We start from the raw sequence: 23074 nt of genomic DNA, 5'->3' as shown, positions 1-23074 counted from the left end.
GTTAGATAACAGAAATAGCTAAAAATTACTATTATCGGAAGTCCCGCAATAATACCACCTTCAACCACCCATAGTAATATTTCATTGTGGGGGTGTGTAACTTTAACCCCATAATTTATACCACCCCTTTCCGCTGCTTTTGTAGCCGAGTAATCTATGATCTTCCTGTGAAAGCTGCCATAACCATGGCCTAAAAGTGGTTTTTGTAAAAATAGTTCAAAACTATCTTGGTAGATGTACATTCTAATTTTAGGTGAGCTAATAATCTCTTTTTTTGTAACATAATCATTACCAGCGCTATAGGGGATGGTTTTAGCAAGCATTAAGCTTGTACCTACGAGTGCTATTAATAGGGTTAGTTTTTTTAGCTTTCTTTTTTTTATGAGTAACAAAAGATAGTACAGAGCAATAATAGCACCAGCTAAAAGGCTTGTTCTTGACTGGGTTAAAAATAGTACCCAGGAATTAATTAATGTACAGGCAAGCAGTAGATTGATGATCAATTTATTTTTTACAGAACCTAATAAATATAAAGAAACTGCAATGCCAGTGGCTGTATAGCTTGCCAGAACATTGACTTGTTGAAAAATACCTGTAGGACGACCGTACTCAATTTTAATTGCGAAGTAACTGTCGCTAGTCATTAAGTAATTTTGATAAAGTGCAAAGCAAGAGCTTATGAAAGTTGATGCACAAACCAGCAGTAGTAACTGCTTCAATTGAGCTTTATTCGGATTTAGTTGGGTCAATGCAAAGTAAAGTAGTATACCGATAAGTATTGTAAAAAATCGTGGGAATGATTTGTAGAGCTGAGTCTCATTGCTACAAAGTAAAGGGCTAGATAGTATAATTAAAAGTATGCACGCTGCTTTAAGGAAGTTATCTGTACTAAACTCAGAATTTTTGCATGCTAACTGCGCTAACACAAAAATGATCAATCCTAGTGACAAAAGAGCGAGTGAATTAAACGGCAGCGAATAACCAAAACCACCAGAGTTAGGCAAGTAGAAAAGTACACTTAGAATAAAAAGAGGTGTAAAAAGAACTGTTAAATTATTATTTTTAGTCAATTTTAAAACCAGAAAAAAGAGCGCTGAATGCGCTCTAAATTGTTTTCTTAACAGCTTGTTGGTTTATGTTCATCATCAGCATCAGATGAACATGTCCAGGCGCCATCAACTGAGCGAGTAAGGGTAACTGTCCTGCCACTAACTGCTGGCCCTCCCGCAACAGTCCCTACAATAGTTCCAGAGCCATCATCCGGTTCAGATTCAATAACAGCACCAGAGCAGGCTTTTGTATTTATTCCCATCTGCTCTTCAGTCATAGTTTCTGAAGCAGTGCCTTCGTTCATTTTAATTTCAAAAGCGGTTTTTCCTGGTGCGATTTCAGCTAAACAAGCTGTTACTTGAGATTTTGCCGTATAGTTTTGATAAGCTGGCAACGCTACGGCTGCTAGAATACCGATGATTGCTACTACACTCATTAATTCAATTAGGGTGAAACCCTGTTGTTTCTGTTGTGTCATTTTTGTCATGTTCCTCTCCTAAAGGATAGTGTGTTGTAAATGAGTAATTAAAACACCGGCTTGTTGTTTAATTATTATATTTACGGTTTTACTTACTGTTTGAATCAAAAAACCATTCCAATAACCTATTTACTGCTAACAGTGAGTAGGTAGTTAGACTTACTCTAGCACTAAAACGTAAATTTTAAAGCATGTTTTGTTGTTTTAAAGTTAATTTTTAGAGTTCTGCGAGTATTATGGTTGCTTTGTAAACGCGTTACTAAAGTGCCTTTTTTAGATCTTCTAGGCTCTAGGCAAGCAACTTTAGTATAGCTTACTTTACTTGCTTATTATGTTGATCCATAAGTAGCCTGAATTTGCGCTGAATTTAAATTTAAAGCCAAAGTTCGTAACTTGTGCTTTATAAACGAACTTGTTTTAAAATATTGATAGTTCTGTGTTTTTATTTAAATAAAGCTAAATTAGTACCATTTTTTCAAATGGTACTTTTAGCGTGTTTAACGCTTTTTTAGTTTCAATGTCAATACTTTAGGGTTGGGTTGGTTAAGTTTGATTGCTGGATAATCATTGAAATCGCATGGATAGGTCAATGGAATGTAAGTTTTTTGTAAGTGCGCCGCTTGAAATAAAATCAACGCCGGCTTGTGAATAAGTGCGTAGTGTTTCAATGGTCATGTTGCCCGATACTTCTAGTTTAGCGCGTTTATCGGTAAGTGTGACTGCTTGTTTTATTTGTGCTGGGGTAAAGTTATCGAGCATGATGATGTCTGCGCCGGCATTAATGGCTTGCTCAAGCTCTGTTAGTGACTCTACTTCTACTTCAACCGCTTTTGTTGGATGGTTTTGCTTTGCTTTTGCAATGGCGTTATCAATTCCGCCGCAGGCTGAAATATGGTTTTCTTTAATTAAAAACGCGTCAAACAAACCGATACGATGGTTTTCGCCGCCGCCGCATTTTACAGCGTATTTTTGTAAGGCACGAAGCCCCGGAATAGTTTTACGTGTATCGAGTAATTGCGTAGTGGTGCCTGCAAGTTCTTTAACGTAGTGTGCTGTTGTGGTTGCGGTACCACTGAGCGTTTGTAAAAAGTTAAGTGCTGTACGTTCTGCGGTTAAAATGGCACGTGCACAGCCGGATGCAGTAAAGAGGGTGTCATTTGCGCTCATTTTATCACCGTCATTTACCAGCACATTTACGGTAACGGTTGGGTCTACTTGCTTAAACACTTCAATGATGACGTCTTTGCCACAAAATACACAATCTTCACGCGTGATCACTTTCGCATTAGCTTGCTGGCTTAGTGGAATAAGTTGCGCGGTGATATCGCCTTGCTCGGCTGTTTGGTAATTTAGATCTTCATCGAGGGCTAACTTAACTAGCTGGCTTAATAACGCAGGTGCAATAGACATACAAAGGCTCGTAATAATTAATCTGTTAGTAAAATTTTACTATGTTTAGTGATGTTGTGCACGCCTGCAAGCGCTATTTAATTTTTCCGTTAGTAATTTATTAGTTAAAACTAGTTCCACCACCGAGGAAACAGAGAACCACAGAGAAAAAATTACTTAAGCAGCTCTTATTGTCTACTCAGTGTAGCGCGAAGCGTCTTTGCGCCCTCGGTGGTAATTAAAATACTTAAGTCAGTTTCACCACCGAGGACACAGAGTTCCACAGAGAAAAATGACTTAAGCAGCTCTTATTGTCTACTCGGTGTAGCGCGAAGCGTCTCTGTGCCCTCGGTGGTAATAATGTTTAAGCAATTTCACCATCGAGGGCACAGAGTCCCACAGAGGAAAAATTAATTAAGCAGCCCTTATTGTCTACTCAGTGTAGCGCGAAGCGCCTCTGTGTCCTCGGTGGTAATTAATATTTAAGCAATTTCACTATCGAGGACACAGAGTTTCTCAGAATAGTCAAAAGTTATTAATCAGCCTCTATGTATAGCGCAGCATCTTTGCTCTTGGTGATAATTAGTGTCTTAAATCATCCTAACATCGAGATCTTATTTGTGGATACAAAAAAGCCACCTTGTTTATAAGGTGGCTCTTGGCTGTTGATTTAAGCTTAACTTATGCTTTGCTGGCTACCCAGTTATCAACAAATTGTTCAAGTACATTTAGGGGGACTGCGCCATTTTTTAGTACGATGTCGTGAAATTCGCGTATATCAAACTTGTCGCCAAGTTTTACTCTTGCGGCTTCGCGTAGTTCTAATATTTTCAACATACCGATTTTATAAGCGGTTGCTTGTGATGGCATAACAATATGACGCTCAACCATTTTAACGGCGTCAGACGTTGCATTTGGCGTGTTGTTTACATAGTAATCAATACCTTGTTGGCGAGTCCATTTCATTTCATGGATGCCGGTATCAACGACTAAGCGACATGCGCGCCATAATTCCATTGAAAGGCGACCAAAGTCAGAGTACGGGTCTTCGTATAAGCCCATTTCTTTTGGTAAAAATTCAGAGTATAAACCCCAACCTTCAATGTAGGCGGTGTAACCACCAAACTTACGGAACTTAGGCACGTCTTCAAGCTCTTGGGCAATGGCAATTTGCATGTGATGGCCCGGAATACCTTCGTGATAAGCCAGTGCTTCCATTTGGTAAGTTGGCATGGCTTCCATATCGTACAGGTTAGCGTAGTAAATTCCTGGGCGCGAGCCATCAGGTGCGGGCTGTTGATAAAATGCTTTACCTGCGGCTTTTTCACGAAATGCTTCTACAGCTTTCACGGTTAGGCCTGCTTTTGGCTTAACAATAAATAGCTCATCTAAACGGGTTTTCATGTTGTCGATAAGAGCTGTTGCTTCGCTAAGGTAGCGCTGTTTACCTTCTTTGGTATTTGGGTAATAAAATTGCTTATCCGTTTTCATGAACTGCATAAAGGCGTTTAAATCACCTTTAAAGCCTACTTCCTCTTTAATTTCGCGCATTTCGTCATGAATACGTGATACTTCAGTAAGGCCAATAGTATGAATTTCCTTAGCTGTTAAATCGGTCGTAGTCGTGCGTTTTAAAGCATTATTATAAAATGCTTCACCATCAGGCAGTTTCCACGCACCATCGCGGTTGTCTGCGCGTTTTTCTAGTTGGGCTAAGTAATTAATTAGTTTAGAGTAAGACGGTTTAACTGCGGATTTTAAGGCTTTTTCAGCATCATTTAAAAGCGCTTCTTTATCTGCTTGTGCGATATCTAAGTCAGTAACTTTACGCTTAAAGTCAGCAAGTAGGGTCGAGTCTTCACCTTGTTCAAACGGGGCACCATGAATAATGTTTTTGCTTGAATCAATCACGTGAGGAAATACAAACTTAGGGGCAATGATGCCTTTGTCGGCGCGGGTGTCTAAATCGGTGATCAATTGGTCAATAACGGTCGTGACGCCATTTAAACGTGAAATATAGGCTTTAGCATCGCTTACATCACTAATTTGATGCTGGTTAATTAAAAATGCCGGGATCATTGAATGAACACCAAACATTTGGTTTACCGGGTAGTTGTGAAAACGCCATTTAAAGTCAGCAATACTGTTTTCAAGAGCTTGTTTTTTGAGGTCGTAGCTTACTTTTGTTGCTTCATCTAGCTGGTTGCGATTGATTGCGTTTAAGGCTGCAAGGTCATCTTTTGCTTGTTGATGATCTTTTAAAGTGCGAGCTTCGCTGCCATCATCCCATTTTCCGTAATCTTTTTTGATGCCCATGTAGGTTTGATAAACAGGGCTGCTCATTACATCGCGATTAAAGGTGTCTTCAAAAAACGCATTAGCTTTGTCTATTTCGCTTTGTACGGGTGTGGCTTGTACGCTTGGTGCTGGTTTTGGTTGCTGTTGCATTTGCTGGCAACCGCCTAAAAGTGCCACGCTGACTGCTGCGGCGATAAAGGTAAGTTTACGCATGTTTTTCCCTTGTTGTTAGAAACTGTTAGTTTATTATTATCGGTGTTTAACGCTTAGCTAAACAAATAATTCTAGCAGGTCATTTAAAAAGCGGTGACCTTTTTGGCTTACCTGCCAATGTGTGTATTGATCTTTTATCAAGCCTTTATTAATGGCTTGATTTAAGGCACTTGTTTGGCTTTGCAAGCTAAGCCCGGTCAGTGCGGTTAAGTCGCTTTTTGGGCAATCTTCAAAAAGCCGCAAGCGATTCATAAAAAATTCAAACGGTAAGTCGTCTGCAAGTACTGGCCATGTTTTAAATAAGTATGGTTTGGTTAAGTCCATATAACCGCGCGGGTGCTTTACTTTTACAGTACGGTTTATAATACCGGTTTTAGCGTCTGTAACTTTACCATGCGCGCCACAGCCAATGCCTAAATAATCGCCAAAGCGCCAATAATTCAAGTTATGTTGGCATTGAAATCCTGGTTTTGCATAGCCTGATATTTCATACTGCTGATAACCGGCTTCACTCAATAGTACTTGGCCTTGTTCTTGAATATCCCACAGAACGTCGTCTTTTGGTAACGTTGGTGGTTTTGAAGCAAACTGGGTGTTGGGCTCAATGGTTAGTTGATACCAGGAAATATGTGCAGGATTAAGAGCAATAATTTGCCTTAAATCGCTTAATGCATCAGCAATTGATTGACCCGGTAAGCCATGCATTAAATCAAGGTTAAAGCTTTTTAGCCCCGCTTTATGCGCTTGTTCGGCGGCATGTTTCGCTTCATCAGCGCCATGAATACGGCCAAGGGCTTTAAGCTTGTCGTTTTGCATGCTTTGCACACCAATTGAAATACGATTAATACCCGCAGCTACATATTCTTTAAAGCGACCGGTTTCCACGGTGCCTGGGTTTGCCTCAAGGGTTATTTCGCAGCTTTCACTCAAGCCAATTAGTGAATCTACCGCGTTTAGTAATTTCACATAGGCGTTGCCTGATAATAAGCTTGGTGTGCCGCCACCTATAAAAATAGAATGTACTTTACGGCCTTGTACTAAGTGTAGGTCGGCTTTTAAGTCATTAATTAAATGTTCAACATATTCTACTTCGGGTATTTCACCTTTTTGGCCGTGGCTATTAAAGTCGCAGTAAGGGCATTTTTGCACGCACCAAGGTACGTGTATGTATAAGCTTAATAACGGTAAGTTCACAGGCCGCCTTTAAGCTTAAGCTCATTTAATAACGCTTTTAATGCTTGGCCGCGATGACTCATGGTATTTTTTTGATCTTTTGTAAGTTCACTGCTGGTACAAGCAAGTTCTGGCACGTAAAAAACAGGGTCATAACCAAAGCCACCTAAACCTGTTTGGCTTTGGGTTATTTCACCTTCCCAACTCGCACTACAAATCAGTGGAGTCGGATCGTCTGAGTGGCGCATTAGTACGAGCACACACCAAAAACGTGCTTTACGATTCGTGTTATTACCAAGCTCGATTAATAATTTATCTATATTATCTTGATCAGAGGCGTTAGCCCCTGCGTACCGTGCGGAGTAAACACCGGGTGCGCCGTTTAAGGCGTCTACTTCAAGGCCTGAGTCATCAGCAATGGCAGCAAGGCCGGTCGCTTTTGCAGCGTGACGAGCTTTAATAATGGCGTTTTCTACAAACGTGGTGCCGGTTTCGGCCACATCACTTACGTTAAAATCACTTTGAGGCATTACGTTGATATCAAGTGCGCTGAGCATTTCTGCAAGCTCTTTTACTTTGCCTTGATTACCGGTGGCTAATACTAACTTTTTGTTCATTGTTGCTTCTTAATCTACGTAGAATTTTTGCTGAAATTGCAGTTTTTGTACGGTGTTACCTTGTTGAATGCTGATATCAAAACGGTAAATTTCTTCGTTATTAAATTTAACTTGGGCTAAATAATAAATCGAGTCACCTTCTTTAACTTCTTTAAACTCAAGCTGTTGAGAGTTACCTAGTAAATTTTTAGCCGTTCCGCTTAGTACTGCGCTTTGCGCGGTTTTATCTGCATTGTTTTTTAAAATTGAAATGTTCACAATGCCTTTATAATTGCTGCGTTCAAGGTTGTAGGTTTTGGCTATTTTCGGCTGGATAAAAGTAGAAGGAAAAGCAATGTAATGTACTTGCCATGGGCCAAGTTCTTTGTATTGGCCGCCGTTTACATCTTCACTTTGGGCGCTAAAGGTAATACCAGCAAGGGCGAAAAATAATATACTCGCGAGGTTTTTCATAATTTTACTCATTAAAAGTAATAAATGAGAGAGCTAAAGTAACTCACTCATTTAATGTGATTGGTATAAAGAGGCCAACAGGCCTCTTTATAGGTAGATATTAACCAATAAAGTCTAAAAATAGCATTTGTAAAAATTGCAGGGCGATGATCAACACCACAATTGACAAATCTAGGCCACCTAATGGCGGTATAACTTTACGAATAGGGCGCAGCATTGGTTCAGTTAATTGATGGAAGACCGCTTCAATAGGGTTGTAACCTTGGCTTATCCAACTTAGCAATGCGCGGATAATTAACACCCAAAACATTAAGTTAAGGGCTTCTTTAATAACAGTTGCAAAGGCGCTAATAAAGGCTGTTGATGCAGCCCAGCCACCATAAAATAACAACATCAGTGTTGATACTTTTGCTATTGCAACAATGAACGCCAATAACAATGAAGCTAAATCAATCCCACCTAAACCGGGAATAATTTTACGTAGTGGATTAACAGCAAACGAAGTGGCTTTTACTACAAACTGGCTAAGTGGGTTGTAGAAATCGGCTCTAGCTGTTTGCAGCCAAAAGCGCAATAACACCACCATTAAAAACAGATCAAATACGATCCCAATTAAAAATTGCATGGCATTCATTATGTTACCTTAATAAACAAGACCTAGATAAGAATATCTAGGTAAATTAACACCTTAAAGCACTTTAAGCTTAAGCGAAAGGCCATTAATTAGGCCTTTACAAAAAACCTTACAATTCTTTTTCCATTGCCTCTGCGCGAGCAATACAGGCATCCATTGCATCAGCAACTGTCGCTGTGAGACCTTCTGATTTTAAATGCTCAACTGCTGCATGCGTAGTGCCCCCTTTTGAGGTTACGTTACTACGCAATTGTGAAATACTGATATCGGGTTGTGATAATGCCATTTCAGCAGCGCCAAGGGCTGTTTGTTGTACTAAGCGGCGGGCATCTTCATCATTAAAGCCAAGTGCTTTGGCTTTTTCTTCAATGGCTTCCATAAATAAGAAAAAGTAAGCAGGTGATGAGCCGGTTACTGCCGTTACGTTGTTGATTTCTGATTCTTTATCAACCCATATTGCAATACCTGTACATTCAAATACTTGCTGTACAAAATCATGCTCGTCTTGAGTTTCGCCAGCGCCAAATAAGCCCGATACACCACGGCCTAATAATGAAGGTGTGTTTGGCATACAGCGAACCATTTTAACGTCTTGACCTAGCATTTCGCGTAAGCGTTTTACAGTTAAACCTGCAGCCACTGAAATAAATAGCTTGTCGCTAAAGTCGACGCCTGAATCTTGAAACGATTGGCATAGGTCGCCCATCATTTGTGGCTTTACAGACAACACAATCACGTCAGCATCTTTTAGTGCTTGGTTGTTATCAGCGGTTGTTTGCACGCCAAAGTCGTCTGCTGCTTTTGCGAGCTTTTCTTGATTGCGGTTGGTTGCAATAATGTTTTTTGCTGCAAAGCCATTTTTTACCATGCCACCAATAATGGCATAGCTCATATTACCTGTGCCTATGAATGCAATTGTTTTATCTGTCATATCTTAGTTATCACCTTAGCTTCGTTGGCCAAAAATATCCGTGCCGATGCGAACCATGGTCGAGCCTGCTGCAATAGCGGCTTCTACATCGCCACTCATCCCCATCGACAAGGTGTCTATATGAGGATATTGGGACTTAAGTCTATCAAAGCAAGAGCGTAATTGCTCAAAATATTGTAACTGTTGTTTATCGTCATCGCTTTTTGCAGGAATAGCCATTACCCCGCGCAGTAGTAAATTAGGGCATTGGTTAATATATTCAGCTAGTGCTTCAACTTCATCAGGGTGGCAGCCTGACTTTGCTTCTTCTAAGCTGATGTTAATTTGAATTAATACATTTAATGCAGGTTTATCTGCTGGACGCTGTTGATTTAAGCGTTTGGCTATTTTTTCGCGCTCAACACTTTGCACCCAGGCAAAGTTTTCAGCAACAAGTGCGGTTTTATTTGATTGAATTGGACCAATAAAGTGCCAAACAATGTCGCTATAACAGGCTAATTGCGATACTTTATTAACCGCTTCTTGAACGTAAGATTCGCCAAAGGCGCGTTGCCCATGCTGATAGGCTGCTAGTATATTTTCAGTGGGTTTAGTTTTTGATACCGCTAATAGTGTTACTGCGTTTTCATCGCGGTGACATTTTTTAGCCGCAAGGGCAATTCTTGCATAGGCGGATTTAAGTCGTTCTGCTATTGTAACCATATAATTATCAGTTGGTTGTGGAGTCATAAATGGATATTACCGAATTATTAGCCTTTAGTGTGCAGCATAATGCATCAGATTTACATTTATCATCGGGGGTTTCTCCGATGATCCGTGTTGATGGCGATGTGCGTCGTATTAATATTCCAGCACTTGAAGACAAAGATGTAAATAGTCTGGTTTACGATATTATGAACGATAATCAGCGTAAGGACTATGAACAAAATCTTGAAGTAGATTTTTCGTTTGAGGTTCCGAACCTTGCGCGCTTTCGTGTTAACGCATTTAATTCAAATCGCGGCCCTGCAGCAGTGTTTCGTACTATTCCAAGTAAAGTACTGACTTTAGATGATTTAGGTGCTCCCGAGATATTTAAAACTATTTCAGATACGCCACGTGGCTTAGTGCTGGTAACTGGGCCTACCGGCTCAGGTAAATCAACGACGCTTGCGGCGATGGTAGATTATATTAATCAAAATAAACATCACCATATTCTAACCATTGAAGATCCTATCGAATTCGTGCACGACAATAAACTAAGTTTAATTAATCAGCGTGAAGTTCACCGCGATACGCATAGTTTTTCTAATGCGTTACGAAGTGCACTGCGTGAAGACCCTGATGTTATATTAGTGGGCGAGTTACGTGACCTTGAAACTATTCGCTTAGCGATGACCGCGGCTGAAACCGGCCATTTAGTGTTTGGTACGCTACATACTACATCGGCACCAAAAACCATTGACCGTATTATCGATGTATTCCCAGGTGAAGAAAAAGACATGGTGCGCTCTATGTTGTCTGAGTCATTGCGTGCCGTTATTTCGCAAACCTTACTTAAAAAAGTGGGGGGCGGACGAGTGGCCGCTCATGAAATTATGATTGGTGTTCCTGCTATTCGTAATCTTATTCGTGAAGACAAAATTGCTCAAATGTATTCATCTATTCAAACGGGGGCATCGCACGGTATGCAGACTATGGATCAGTGTTTAATAAACTTAGTTAACCAAGGCCGAGTAAGTAACGCTGAAGCGCGTGCTAAAGCGCAAGATAAAAATAATTTTGGCGCTTAAGTTCGCTGTTAAGGAATAAAAATGTCTATGTCTCTAAATTTCTTTTTAAAGATCATGATTGAAAAAGAAGGCTCTGATTTATTTGTATCAAGCCAGCTACCAGTAAGTGTAAAAATTAATGGTGAGCTAACTACGTTAGGCGATGAAAAGCTTACCGACGAGCAAGCGCTGGAGTTGGTTGAGTCAGCGATGAGTGAAAAGCAAAAAACAGAGTTTCATAATAGTAAAGAATGTAACTTTGCGATTGCTAATGACGAAGGCCGCTTTAGGATCTCAGCATTTTGGCAGCGTGACCGAGCCGGCATGGTTATTCGCCGCATTGTGACGCAAATTCCAGATATTAGCGAGCTGGGTTTACCGTCTACACTGACTGATGTGATTATGTCAAAGCGTGGTTTGGTATTGTTTGTTGGTGGAACGGGTACGGGTAAGTCGACTTCACTAGCTGCATTGATTGGTTACCGTAACCGTAACCAGCGCGGCCATATTTTAACCATTGAAGATCCGATTGAATTTGTGCATGAACATCGCAAAAGTATTATTACTCAGCGCGAAGTAGGGTTGGACACTGAAAGCTTTGAATCGGCGCTTAAAAGCTCATTACGCCAAGCCCCAGATGTAATTTTAATTGGTGAAATTCGCTCACAAGAAACCATGGAATACGCGCTTAGTTTTGCCGAAACTGGGCATTTATGTGTGGCTACATTGCACGCTAATAATGCCAACCAAGCAATTGACCGCATTATGCATTTAGTGCCTAAAGAAAAGCACGATAAGCTTAAATACGATTTAGCATTGAATTTACGCGCTATTATCGCGCAGCAACTAGTGCCAACACCAGATGGTAATAGCCGTGTTGCCGCTATTGAAGTATTGCTTAACTCGCCCATGATTGCAGAGCTTATTAAGCAAGGCGATGTCGGAAGTATTAAAGAGGTAATGGCTAAGTCAAAAGAAGTGGGTATGCAAACCTTTGACCAGGCATTGTTTGAGCTGTATCAGCAGCAGCGTATTAACTACGCTGATGCATTACATCATGCTGACTCGCCAAATGACTTACGTTTAATGATTAAGTTACGTAACAACGAGCAGCAAGGCGCTGGTTTTTTACAAGGCGTGACCATTGATGGCTTAGACAAAAAAGAATAACTAACTCAAGATATGAACGAAATATAAAATATGCGCGAAACCCGTTCGAGCCTACGAGGTTTTGCGCACCTTTCAGATATGTATGTTCATGGTGGATTATTCACCATAGGCCTGTTCAAAAAAGCTCTCGAGAATAATTACTGCAGACATATTATCAACATTACCCTTACCTAAGTTTTTATAACCGCCTTGCTCGAATAATCGTGCTTTAGCGTCTGCTGTGGTGAGACGTTCATCTTGGGTTTCAATCGGTAACCCGGTGTAATTATGTAAACGATTAGCAAATTTTTTGGCTTTAAACGTTACTTCTTGCGTGGTGCCATCCATATTTAAAGGTAAGCCAATCACCAGCAAGTCGGGCTGCCAGTCATCAACATGCTTTTTGATATTATCCCAGTTCGGGATGCCATCGTTGGCTTTTATTGCTGTTAGGCTGCGCGCACTGCCGGTTAGTTCTTGGCCAATAGCAATTCCAATACTTTTGGTACCAAAATCAAAGCCCATTACAGTGCGCTCGCCGACTGGTTTGCGGTTACTTTTACTCATTTATACATTCTTCTTAGGCATGGCCTGCTTCACTGCTTAATTGGCTTACATTAAAGCCGAGCATTGATACGGCCTTTTCCCAGCGCTGCTCTACTGGGGTATTAAAAATAATCTCGGGATCGGCTTTAATAATCAACCAGCTGTTCTCTAGTAGCTCTTGTTCTAGTTGGCCTTGTTCCCAGCCAGAATAACCTAGTGTAATAATAAATTGCTCTGGTGCTTCTGAAGTCGTTAGGCTTGCGAGTACATCTTTTGATGTAGTGATCATGATGTCTGTGCTTAATGGCTGGCTTGCGGAAAAGCCGGGCTTTGGCGAATGTAAAACAAACCCGCGGTCAGTTTTTACAGGCCCGCCAGCATAAACAGCCACCTGCGCGGCTTGTTTAGTTTTGTCGTTATCAATTTCAATTTTATCTAATAACTCTCCCACATTGATATTAATTGGCTGATTGATAACAAGACCCATTGCACCGTCTTCATTGTGCTCACATATATACGTGACGGCATTTTTATAAAAAGGGTCTTGCATTGAAGGCATAGCGATTAAAAAATGATTTTCTAATGACTGCATAGCGTTACCCTTATAATTGATTATTTATATATACTCAAACCATCTCAGGAAGTTTGAGTATAACAGTACAAGTATGGCGCAATTTAAATTTAAAGTTAGCTTTTATGTTGTAATCGTTTTTCGATAGCATCAAATAAACGCCCAGTAATTGAAATGTCATAGGCTGCTTCAATTTCTTTAACGCAAGTTGGTGCAGTAACGTTAATCTCAGTTAATTTGTCACCAATAATATCTAAACCAACAAAAACGAGTCCTTTTTCTTTTAGTGTTGGTGCGACTGCTTCGGCAATTTTACGATCGGAGTCGCTAATTGGGCGTGCTTCACCACGACCCCCAACGGCTAAATTACCTCGTGTTTCACCATTTTGTGGAATACGTGCTAAGCAATATGGGATCACTTCGCCATCGATTACCAGTACGCGTTTGTCACCTTGTTTGATTTCAGGAATATAGTTTTGTGCCATGGCAAAACGGCTGCCATGTTCAGTGAGGGTTTCACAAATAACACCAATATTGGCATCGTTCTCTTTTACTCTGAAAATAGACGCGCCACCCATGCCATCTAAGGGCTTTAGAATAATATCTTTGTGCTCAGCTAAAAAAGCGCGAATCTGATGCTTACAGCGCGTTACCAGCGTATCTGGAGTATGCTCACTAAACCAAGCGGTAAACAACTTTTCGTTGGCATCACGTAAGCTTTGTGGCTTATTAATGATTAATGTACCCGCAAGTTCTGCTCGTTCTAAAATATAAGTCGCGTAAATATACTCGGTATCGAACGGCGGATCTTTACGCATTAAAATCACGTCTAAATCAGCAAGTGCGATAGTGGTTTTTTCTTCAAGTTCATACCAGTGGTCAACATCATCAAATACAGTTGCTTTGGCAGCTGTGGCGTAGCTTTTACCTTGGCGCAGGGATAAGTCGTCCATTTCGATGTAGTAAATTTCATAACCACGGCTTTGCGCTTGCATCATCATTGCAAACCCTGTGTCTTTTTTGATATTGAATCCACTGATTGGATCTGAAATTATACCTAACTTAATTGCCATGTCGTTGCCTTACTAAATACGTTAATATAGATATGAGGGTTGCTTTAACAAATTTCAATTCGCTAAATCACCAAATTGTAATTGCAATGCACTTAAGACTGTTAAAGCTGCGGTTTCTGTTCGCAGTACGCGCGGCCCAATACGTATATCTACAAAGTTTTGCTGCTTAGTTTGGCTTATTTCAGTATCGGTCAAGCCGCCCTCTGGGCCAACTAAAAAGCGCACCCCTGCGTTAGGTACTTTAATGGTTTTAATACTGTGCTCAGCGCGCGGGTGTAGTGTAAGTTTAATTTCTTCACTCGGTTGCTTAAGCCAATCATTTATATCAACTGGTGGGTGAATAATTGTAATGCTATTGCGGCCTGATTGCTCTGCAGCTGCAATAGCTATTTTTTGCCATTGTAAATGTTTTTTAGCAAGCCTTTCTGGGCTCAACTTTACACCGCAGCGCTGGCTGAATATAGGGGTGATTTCACTCACTCCCAATTCCACTGACTTTTGAATGGTAAAGTCCATTTTATCGCCCCGAGAAATACCTTGACCCAAATGGATACTAATCGGTGATTCAACGTTTTTGTCATCAAATTTAAGGGGCATGACTGAAACAGACTTTTTGCCAACATTGACTAACTCACATAAGTATTCGCCGCCTTGGCCGTTAAATAGCGATACTTTTTCGCCTACTTTCATGCGTAGTACGCGGCCAATGTGGCCTGCGGCATCGTCGTCTAAATTAAACTCTGTAGCTAGGGTGATTTCACCTGCTTGATAAATGTGAGGAATGCGCATGGCTATCTTAAATAAGTGGTTAATAAGCTTATGGTAAGTAAGCCAAGCGCTAGGCGCAAGCTAGTTATTAAGCTTTTCGAACATGGCGTCTAAATTCTGTGGAGTCTCAGCGATGTCGCTTTGACATGAAAGATGATTGCTTTGTGCGTCATCAGGGGCAGCTTCAAATGAAAACCCATCGTCCTTCTCAGTGATCAAAAAACGCACAGTATGCAGTGAGTTAAAAATAAATCGCTGTTTTTCATCACAAAGTAAGTAATCTGTCTTGTTGATTAATACACCGGCTACATTGTGGTGCTCGTGTACATAAGTAGCCAGCTCGGAAACGCTTATTTCATTTTCAAACTCGCAGTAGCAATAGTCTTTAATAAGTTCATCAAACATTAGTTTTACTAAGCTGCGTGTATTGGCGCCTGCAACAACTAAGGCGCTTGTTGTTTTGCCGCAAAAATAATACTCAGAAAATCGACGAGTAAACTCCGTGTCATAGTCAACTAGTAAATAATTATTTATTTCAAACGGCATAAGCCCTCATGCGCTCTGGCATTAATTTAGACTGTTGATTGTATTGATGTTTTTAAGTTAACACGATCATGTGTTACAAAGAAAACATCCTAATAAGTAAATAGCCTATTGCACCGAAAACAGCAAACTCTATACAGGCAATACCTATATTATCTTGGTGATCAATTTCTAGCGATGTATTTATGTTAGGTAACGAAATTAATTTAATAATACCCGTTAAAGCATAAAGCAATATCCACATCACGCCGCAATGTAAGGTAATAGTGAATAGATTTTCAACCATTTTATCATTATGAAACTCAGCACTAGATAAACCAGCATAAATAGCCAGCGCTAAGCCAATTGATTTACCTGCATAACGAATACCAATAGAGGTGTTTTCTAAATTAAAGTTGCTTTGTAATGACGCTCCTTGATTGCTTTTAGCAAAACGCTCTTCGCGTATTTTACTGTCGATGGCAAAAATACTTTGCAGTAAGAAAAAGCTCACTCCTGCAATTAATAAGTTGCTAAAACCTTGAGTATGCGACCAGCTATAAACACCTAATACCACTATACAGTTCGCTATTAACATACTTGAATCGACCAATGCAGCACAAACATTTTGTTTTAAAATAGCGGCTTCTTCATTAAAACGACGCAATATCCATTTGCGATGAATGAGGTGTCCAATTTTAATAAACCCAAATAGTAAGCCAATTAATACAACAACCTTCAATGGGTTAGATTGTGCAGAACTTAAGCTGATTTCATCGAATAAAAATGCCATAGTAGCAGTTACAATAATAATTTCGCTTGCAAAACTAATCCCCAAAGCAAAGTTGTCGTGCTCGGCGAGCTCTTCTTTTAAAGCTTGTTTTGCTTTAGTGTGAGCGATAATTCGCAAACAAATAATGGCTAAGCAAATAACCGTAAAACTAATAGCAATAGTCATTAAACTAGTGTTAGATAAAGATAAATAAGACATTATGAACCTTAAATGGTTATTTTATGTAAATCATTCTAGTACGGTTATTGATGAGATAAAAGAGAGTATTTGATGAACCCCATAACAGAGCCTTTAAGTGAGATGCCAAGCCATCTTTATGAGCTTGGAAAAGAACGAGCTTTAACGCTTGATACAGATAAGCCCTGTACTAACATCATTATTAAATTATTAGCCTTAAGCGACTTTGCATGGCGCAGCTTGCAATCTCAACCAGCATTAATCGCAGAGCTGGTGGATGAAGACTTTATTGCACAGCGCGAAGTAACTTGCCCATTTGAAGGGCTTGAACTTTCTGAAATAAGCGAGTCGCAATGTCATCAATTATTACGCTCCTATCGTGAAAAATTTTGGCTTAAAGTCGCGTTTTTAGACTTATGTTGCCATAACGATATTGCCGATAGTATTAATTACATCTCAGCACTCGCTGACCAACTTATCGATAGCGCTAATCGTTGGGCGCATACTCAAGTGGCTTTAGTTAATGGCCAGCCCTTTGATGAACAACAACGGCCATTGCCTTTATTTGTACTTGGAATGGGTAAGTTGGGTGGGCGAGAGCTTAATTATTCATCTGATATTGATTTAATTTTTGCCTATCCGCGCAGCGTTAAAACTCAAGGAGGGCGACGTGCTATAGAAGCGCAAGTGTTTTATACCAAGGTCGCGCAAAAGTTAATTTCAGCACTTAACCAAGTAACTGCAGACGGACAGGTTTTTCGTGTTGATATGCGTTTACGCCCATTTGGCGAAAGCGGCCCGTTAGTCATGAGTTTTAGTGCTCTTGAAGATTACTACCAAGAACAAGGCCGAGAGTGGGAGCGCTACGCTATGCTCAAAGGGCGCTTAATTGGTGAGCAGTCAGATTACAGCCAAGAGTTTTATCAATTACTTAAGCCATTTGTATACCGTCGCTATATTGATTTTTCGGTGATTGAATCACTAAGAAAAATGAAACAAATGATTGCCCAAGAAGTTCGTCGTAAACGTTTAACTAATAATATTAAGCTGGGGGCGGGGGGCATTCGTGAGGTGGAGTTTATTGTACAAGCATTGCAAATGGTGCGTGGTGGTCGTGAGGCTAACTTACAAACTCAGTCATTATTAACTGCACTCACTGAATTGACTCATAATCAAGTTATTGAAGAAGACGAAGCACAAGAACTTAAAGACAACTATTTAACACTTCGTCGAATTGAGCAGTATTTACAAATATTCGATGATCAACAAACGCAAACACTCCCCGATGATGAGTTGGGACAGTATCGCTTAAATTATTTACTTAATAAAACCGATTTTAATCAAAGTTTGGCCTTTATTGAACAAGTTATGGCTGGCATACATGGTGAGTTTGAGCAAGTAATTGGTGATGACAGTGAGCCTGTAGATCCGTGTGAAACTGCTTTTATTAATGTTTGGGATCACAGTGATGTGGATTTCTTAGATGATCCCAATAATGACTGGCAGCAGCCTTTGGATGAGTTTAAGGCGCGTTTAACCACAACTAAAATTGGTGCTCGTGGCCGTGAAACTCTTGATAAACTAATGCCCGTGTTACTTAAGCAGCTTGCTACAAGTAATGCCACCGGAGCGGTATTTAGCATGGTTTGCCAAATATTGCGTAAAATTATCTCACGAACTGCCTACTTAGAGCTGCTTTACGAAAACCCCGGTACACTTAAACAGCTGGTATCGTTATGTTGTCATAGTAAATGGATTGGGGAGCATATTTCTCGTTATCCTATTTTACTTGATGAGCTAATTGATCCGGCAGTGCTTTATAAACCGACGCCACTTAGCGCCTATAAAGATGAAATTAGGCAATACTTTTTACGCATTGATAGTGACGATCTTGAGCTGCAAATGGAAGCTCTAAGGCAATTTAAGCAAACTCACCAGCTACGTATTGCAGCAGCAGATGCCACACAAGTACTTGATGTAATGAAAGTAAGCGATCACTTAACAGCGCTTGCTGAGGCTGTTGTTGAGCAAACCGTTAATATTGCGTGGCAACAAATGGTTAATCGATTTGGTATGCCACAAGGTACGGACGATGAAAATAAAGGTTTTGCAGTTATTGCCTACGGTAAAACTGGTGGCTTTGAAGTGGGGTATAATTCAGACTTAGATTTAGTGTTTGTGCATAACCATGATGGCTCAAGTCAAACTGGCGGCAAAAAGTCGATAGACTCACGGCAATTTTATTTAAAGCTAGCACAGCGCTTAATGCATTTATTTAATACCCGTACCACGTCGGGTATTCTATATGAACTGGACACTCGATTACGCCCAGAAGGTGCGTCAGGGCTGCTTGCCATTAATATTGATAGTTTTAATCATTATCAGCAAACTCAGGCTTGGACATGGGAACATCAAGCCATTGTGCGTTCTAGAATGATTTTAGGTGAGGCGCAATTGCAGCAGCGCTTTAATGAAATTCGCCAAGGTGTTTTATGTCAGTTTCGAGAAGAGCAAACTCTTAAAGACGATGTAGTAAAAATGCGCGAGAAAATGCGCAGTCATTTAGCGAAAGGCGATACGCTTCTATTTGACTTAAAACAAGACCGCGGCGGCATGACTGATATTGAATTTATTACTCAGTATCTGGTTCTTAAAAATGCTAATACTTACAGTGAGCTTACCCAACACCCAGATAACGTGCGTATTTTATCTGATGCAGCAAGGCTAAACTGTATCAGCACGGCCATGAAAAATGACTTGATCAGCGCTTATATCGAGTACCGTTCGCGTTATCATATTATGAGTTTGGATCAAAAGGGCAGGTGTGCACTAAAAGTTGAGCTGGTTGAGCATATTGAGGCTGTGTGTGCTATTTGGCGGCATGTGTTTACGCTGGATTAAGCTATATTGAGCTAACCAGGTAGCTTTTGACAGTTTTCGCGGATATATTCTGAGGGCAGTTTGGTGATCACCGCTGCTCTTTGTTTATAACAAAAAAGGTATACACTTCATTTATAAAGACATCGTTTATAGTACGGCTAACTTGGTAAAGTATTGAGCTGAATGTGCTATCGACCCTAAAGTGATCTTTTACGACCTAGTCTTTACTTAAATACCAATAAAGGCGATAAGCCTTCTGCAGCTGCGTTTTTTGAGTTTTCATATCCAGTTTAAATCGCCAAATAAAAAGTAAACTGTTGCTGTAATTAAAATAATGGCTAATGGTAAGTGCTTAACTTAAAACCACATAACTCATACTCTCTTATGTATATTAATTAATAACAGCATATGTTTTGATCTTGTCACTTATAATAAGAAGTGGCGTTTTCATCAGGGCGAGTTTTAAAACGCCTGTGTAGCCACATGTATTGCTCTGGAGCCGCGTTTACAGCGTCTTCAATACGTTGATTAACCCGAGTTACATCCGTTAAATCATCTCCACTTGGGAAGTTTTCAAGCGCTGGTAATACCTCGAGGTGATATTTTCCTTGTGCATCACGGCGGCTCGTTAAACTGACTGTTTCGCAGTTTTTACTGGCTGAAAAAAGCAGTGTACCTGTGGTGGTTGCTGTGTCAGTAACAGCAAAAAAAGGCGCAAATTCACAGCGTTTTCGGCCATAATCTTGATCGGGTAAGTAATAGCATACTTTTTTATCTTTAAGGGCCTTTAATAAGCCTTTTACATCACGTTTGCCAATTAAATACTCGTTTGAACGTAAGCGTCCATTGGTTGTGAAGTACTCCATTAGTGGGTTGTTATGGGGGCGATAAAAACCAATGCCTTGGCATTTTAAACCCATTATACGGCTTGCCATTTCAAGGTGTAAAATATGCGGCACCAGTAACAGCACACCTTTACCTGATTGTTGTATTTGTGCAAAGTGTTCTAAGCCTTTTATTGAGCCATACACCTTTTTAACCCGCCAGTTAGGCCACCACCAAGCCATACCTGTTTCCATCATCGCTATACCGGTATTTTCCATATTTTTTAATACTAGGGCTTGCTGTTCTTGTTTTGGCATATCAGGAAAGCACAAGCTAATATTTACCTCTGCAATATGACGGCGGCGTTTCATAAAACGATAGATTAGGCGACCAAGGTACTTGCCCATTTGCAGTTGCAGCTTATGAGGCAGCCAAGAAATAATATATAAAAAGAATACGCCAACCCAAGTTAACCAATAACGAGGGCCTAGAAAAGCGATTTTGAAAGGGGAATGATTGACCACAAAAAATCTCAATGTATAAAAAATACAAGTTTAACTGGATGTCATAAAAAATACAAAAAAGCCAGCACTAAGCTGGCTTTAAAAATAAACAGTAAGAGTTAATTAAATCTCTTTTAAGCCTTGATTTATAGCAACTAAATCATCAGGTGTTAAAGTACCAGCGGCTTGCTTTAAACGCAAAGTAGAAAGCACATAACGATAGCGTACATTGGCTAGGTTACTTTTTGCATTAAATAGGTTTTGGGTGCTAACTAATACATCAACGATGGTACGTGTACCAACTTCAAAGCCTGCTTCGGTTGCTTTTAAGGCACTTTCAGCTGAAACCACTGCTTGTTGCAATGCATGATAAGTTGCAATGTCAGAAACAACTAGGTTATATGACGTGATAACAGAGCGTATTACGCCGCGAAGCGTTGATTCTAAATCTTCACTAGCAGCTACATAAAATGCACGAGCTTGGTTAGTTGCTGCAGTTGTTGCTCCGCCTGAATAAATTGGTACGCTGAAATTAACTCCTACGCTTGCTTGGTCGCTTCGCGGTTGGTTGTTAATTGTGACGTTATTAATTTCACTGTCAGTAAGGGCGTCGCCGTAACTTGCGTCTAGGGTTAGCTTTGGGTAGTGGCCAGATTGCGCTAAATCAATTTGATCTTTAGCTATATCTACCGTCACTTTTGATACTTGTAAACTTAGGTTTTGTTGTTCAGCAACCTTAATAAAGTCAGTTGAGTCTTTAGCAGGTGTTACGGTTGAAAAAGTATCAGTGTTTAAAATATCTATCTTTGCATGGTATTTACCGGTAATTTCACGAAGTTGCTCACGTGCGGTTTCGACACCATTTTTTGCCACAATTTCTTGTGCTACTGAGTTATCGTATTGAGCTTGTGCTTCGTGCACATCGGTAATCGCGGTTAGGCCTACCGCGTAACGTTGTTTAGTTTGTTCTAATTGACGTTCAATAGCGCGTTTTTCAGATTGTACAAACTCAAGATTATCAATGGCATTTAATACGTTAAAGTAGCCATCTGCAACACGAACTATTAAGTCTTGCTTAGCAAAGTCATATTGCGCGGTGGCTTGTAGCGCTTGTTTGTCTGCAATGTTTAAAGAATTCCACGCACCTAAATCAAACAGAGTTTGAGATAACGATAAACCACGAGTAAACTGATCGTAGCTGCTATTTACTTCGGTAAGAGTGGTGGCGTCAGCAAAGCTCTGATACGACGTTGAGTCACTTTTAGTGTAACCCATAGTAAGGCCAATTTGTGGTAATAGGGCGCTCATGGCGCTGTCGCTATTATATGCTTGGGCGTCTGCTTGCGCTTTTGCTTTTAAAACAGTGGGATCGTTCGCTGTGGCTATTTCATAAACCTGTAATAAATCTTCTGCGTTAGAGGTCGTCGCAGTTAATGCACATGACAAGCCAACTAGCGCCGCAATAATGTTCTTTTTCATCTTTCGTTCAGTCCTTAGACAGTTTTGCATACTAAAGACATGTTACCCTGTTTTACTTAATAACCAAAAAAATAATTACGTAAAACGGCGTGAACAAGTGTAACAGAATATAATATGAGGTTTAGTTAATCATGAACAACAAGTTAATTGCTCAATTTCAACAGCAAGATGTACAGTTAGCGCCCGTTGAAAACCTGTATAATGGTTTTTTTAAAATAGATTTATACCAATTTAAACACGCTTTATTTGCGGGGGGTCAGTCAGAGGTTATTAAGCGCGAAATTCTTGAGCGCGGCGATGCGGTTGCAGTTTTACCTTATGACCCAATATTGGATAGTGTCTTGTTAATTGAGCAAGTTCGTATCGGTGCTATTAAAAGTAATAAATCGCCTTGGCTGCTAGAATGTATCGCGGGAATGACTGACGGTAGTTTAGATTACCCCGCAGTTGTAAAGCGCGAAGCCTTTGAAGAGGCAGGGCTTGAACTTGATGAGTTGGAATTTATGTTGTCGTATTTATCAAGTCCTGGTGGAACGACGGAGCGTTTACATTTGTATTTAGCAACCACCGATTTAAGTCAGCATCAAAGTGGCGTGTTTGGCCTTGAAAATGAAGGTGAGGACATAAAAACGCATATTATGAGTGTTGATAATGTACTTGCAAGATTGCAAAGTGGCGAAATAGATAACGCTGCTACGGTTATTTCTTTGCAATGGCTGGCACTAAACCGACAGCGACTAGCAAAGTAAACTTTTAACTAACCTGAACTTTAATTAAGAGATTTACTAACAGGTTAACTAT

General features: G+C 40.2%; 22 protein-coding genes and 1 pseudogene. 4 read left to right on the top strand and 19 right to left on the bottom strand.

Going from position 1 to position 23074, the window contains the following annotated elements; genetic code table 11:
* The 10 genes from ACT3RM_RS04615 to ACT3RM_RS04570 form a co-directional block, all read right to left on the bottom strand.
* A partial coding sequence (locus tag ACT3RM_RS04615; protein WP_444511340.1) for an O-antigen ligase family protein occupies window positions 1–1070 on the bottom strand: 1070 nt, incomplete at its 3' end.
* 47 nt (window positions 1071–1117) lie between these two features.
* A complete protein-coding gene (locus tag ACT3RM_RS04610; RefSeq protein ID WP_441833829.1) occupies window positions 1118–1537 on the bottom strand; it encodes a pilin in 420 nt (139 codons plus the stop codon).
* Between the two features lie 555 nt (window positions 1538–2092).
* Window positions 2093–2938, bottom strand: a complete 846-nt coding sequence (nadC, locus tag ACT3RM_RS04605; RefSeq protein ID WP_441833830.1) for a carboxylating nicotinate-nucleotide diphosphorylase — start codon at window positions 2936–2938, stop codon at window positions 2093–2095.
* A 660-nt stretch (window positions 2939–3598) separates the two neighbouring features.
* Entirely contained in the window at window positions 3599–5428 is a 1830-nt protein-coding gene (locus ACT3RM_RS04600; RefSeq protein ID WP_441833831.1) for a DUF885 domain-containing protein, read from the bottom strand.
* Between the two features lie 57 nt (window positions 5429–5485).
* A complete protein-coding gene (gene hemW, locus ACT3RM_RS04595) occupies window positions 5486–6622 on the bottom strand; it encodes a radical SAM family heme chaperone HemW (RefSeq protein ID WP_441833832.1) in 1137 nt (378 codons plus the stop codon).
* On the bottom strand, window positions 6619–7218 hold the full coding sequence (locus ACT3RM_RS04590; protein WP_441833833.1) for an XTP/dITP diphosphatase: 600 nt from the start codon (window positions 7216–7218) through the stop codon (window positions 6619–6621). The genes hemW and ACT3RM_RS04590 overlap by 4 nt, the downstream gene beginning before the upstream one ends.
* Window positions 7219–7227: 9 nt before the next feature.
* The gene (locus ACT3RM_RS04585) at window positions 7228–7671 is read right to left on the bottom strand and encodes a DUF4426 domain-containing protein (RefSeq protein WP_441833834.1); all 444 of its coding nucleotides are present in this window, start codon (window positions 7669–7671) and stop codon (window positions 7228–7230) included.
* 100 nt (window positions 7672–7771) lie between these two features.
* The gene (locus ACT3RM_RS04580; RefSeq protein WP_441833835.1) at window positions 7772–8305 is read right to left on the bottom strand and encodes a YggT family protein; all 534 of its coding nucleotides are present in this window, start codon (window positions 8303–8305) and stop codon (window positions 7772–7774) included.
* Window positions 8306–8414: 109 nt separating this feature from the next.
* The gene (gene proC, locus ACT3RM_RS04575; RefSeq protein ID WP_441833836.1) at window positions 8415–9236 is read right to left on the bottom strand and encodes a pyrroline-5-carboxylate reductase; all 822 of its coding nucleotides are present in this window, start codon (window positions 9234–9236) and stop codon (window positions 8415–8417) included.
* Window positions 9237–9251: 15 nt separating this feature from the next.
* Window positions 9252–9965 carry a YggS family pyridoxal phosphate-dependent enzyme gene (locus ACT3RM_RS04570; RefSeq protein ID WP_441833837.1) on the bottom strand — a complete coding sequence of 238 codons (714 nt, stop codon included), beginning with the start codon at window positions 9963–9965 and terminating at the stop codon, window positions 9252–9254.
* Between the two features lie 2 nt (window positions 9966–9967).
* Here ACT3RM_RS04570 and ACT3RM_RS04565 point away from each other — a divergent pair, with 2 nt between their 5' ends.
* A complete protein-coding gene (locus ACT3RM_RS04565; RefSeq protein WP_441833838.1) occupies window positions 9968–11008 on the top strand; it encodes a type IV pilus twitching motility protein PilT in 1041 nt (346 codons plus the stop codon).
* A 21-nt stretch (window positions 11009–11029) separates the two neighbouring features.
* The gene (locus tag ACT3RM_RS04560; RefSeq protein ID WP_441833839.1) at window positions 11030–12157 is read left to right on the top strand and encodes a PilT/PilU family type 4a pilus ATPase; all 1128 of its coding nucleotides are present in this window, start codon (window positions 11030–11032) and stop codon (window positions 12155–12157) included.
* Between the two features lie 96 nt (window positions 12158–12253).
* Here the strand turns inward: ACT3RM_RS04560 and ruvX are convergent, their stop codons facing one another.
* The 6 genes from ruvX to ACT3RM_RS04530 all read right to left on the bottom strand — a co-directional run bounded on the left by ruvX (window position 12254) and on the right by ACT3RM_RS04530 (window position 16607).
* A complete protein-coding gene (ruvX, locus tag ACT3RM_RS04555) occupies window positions 12254–12703 on the bottom strand; it encodes a Holliday junction resolvase RuvX (protein ID WP_441833840.1) in 450 nt (149 codons plus the stop codon).
* Window positions 12704–12716: 13 nt separating this feature from the next.
* A complete protein-coding gene (locus tag ACT3RM_RS04550; RefSeq protein ID WP_441833841.1) occupies window positions 12717–13274 on the bottom strand; it encodes a YqgE/AlgH family protein in 558 nt (185 codons plus the stop codon).
* Between the two features lie 95 nt (window positions 13275–13369).
* Window positions 13370–14326: a glutathione synthase gene (gshB, locus tag ACT3RM_RS04545; RefSeq protein ID WP_441833842.1), complete on the bottom strand. Its 957-nt coding sequence runs from the start codon at window positions 14324–14326 to the stop codon at window positions 13370–13372.
* Between the two features lie 54 nt (window positions 14327–14380).
* The gene (gene rsmE / locus ACT3RM_RS04540) at window positions 14381–15115 is read right to left on the bottom strand and encodes a 16S rRNA (uracil(1498)-N(3))-methyltransferase (protein ID WP_441993008.1); all 735 of its coding nucleotides are present in this window, start codon (window positions 15113–15115) and stop codon (window positions 14381–14383) included.
* A gap of 60 nt (window positions 15116–15175) precedes the next feature.
* Complete coding sequence (locus tag ACT3RM_RS04535; RefSeq protein ID WP_441833844.1) at window positions 15176–15640, bottom strand: hypothetical protein; 465 nt, start codon at window positions 15638–15640, stop codon at window positions 15176–15178.
* A 73-nt stretch (window positions 15641–15713) separates the two neighbouring features.
* A complete protein-coding gene (locus tag ACT3RM_RS04530) occupies window positions 15714–16607 on the bottom strand; it encodes a DUF350 domain-containing protein (RefSeq protein ID WP_441833845.1) in 894 nt (297 codons plus the stop codon).
* A 72-nt stretch (window positions 16608–16679) separates the two neighbouring features.
* Between ACT3RM_RS04530 and glnE the strand changes: the two genes are divergently transcribed.
* Window positions 16680–19487, top strand: a complete 2808-nt coding sequence (gene glnE, locus ACT3RM_RS04525) for a bifunctional [glutamate--ammonia ligase]-adenylyl-L-tyrosine phosphorylase/[glutamate--ammonia-ligase] adenylyltransferase (RefSeq protein ID WP_441993168.1) — start codon at window positions 16680–16682, stop codon at window positions 19485–19487.
* 11 nt (window positions 19488–19498) lie between these two features.
* Here the strand turns inward: glnE and ACT3RM_RS04520 are convergent.
* The 3 genes and pseudogenes from ACT3RM_RS04520 to tolC all read right to left on the bottom strand — a co-directional run.
* A pseudogene (locus ACT3RM_RS04520) lies at window positions 19499–19710 on the bottom strand (TcpQ domain-containing protein); the annotation flags it as partial.
* Window positions 19711–19888: 178 nt separating this feature from the next.
* A complete protein-coding gene (lpxL, locus tag ACT3RM_RS04515) occupies window positions 19889–20815 on the bottom strand; it encodes an LpxL/LpxP family Kdo(2)-lipid IV(A) lauroyl/palmitoleoyl acyltransferase (protein ID WP_441833847.1) in 927 nt (308 codons plus the stop codon).
* A gap of 102 nt (window positions 20816–20917) precedes the next feature.
* Window positions 20918–22273: an outer membrane channel protein TolC gene (gene tolC / locus ACT3RM_RS04510; protein WP_441833848.1), complete on the bottom strand. Its 1356-nt coding sequence runs from the start codon at window positions 22271–22273 to the stop codon at window positions 20918–20920.
* A 131-nt stretch (window positions 22274–22404) separates the two neighbouring features.
* Here tolC and ACT3RM_RS04505 point away from each other — a divergent pair, with 131 nt between their 5' ends.
* Window positions 22405–23022, top strand: coding sequence for an NUDIX domain-containing protein (locus ACT3RM_RS04505; protein WP_441833849.1), 618 nt, complete (start codon window positions 22405–22407; stop codon window positions 23020–23022).
* Window positions 23023–23074 lie beyond the last annotated feature (52 nt).

Source organism: Pseudoalteromonas sp. AOP7-A1-14 (assembly GCF_052376275.1).
Classification (GTDB): domain Bacteria; phylum Pseudomonadota; class Gammaproteobacteria; order Enterobacterales; family Alteromonadaceae; genus Pseudoalteromonas.
Note: the sequence above shows the minus strand (reverse complement) of the source record. Positions and strands in the feature narration are given on the sequence as shown.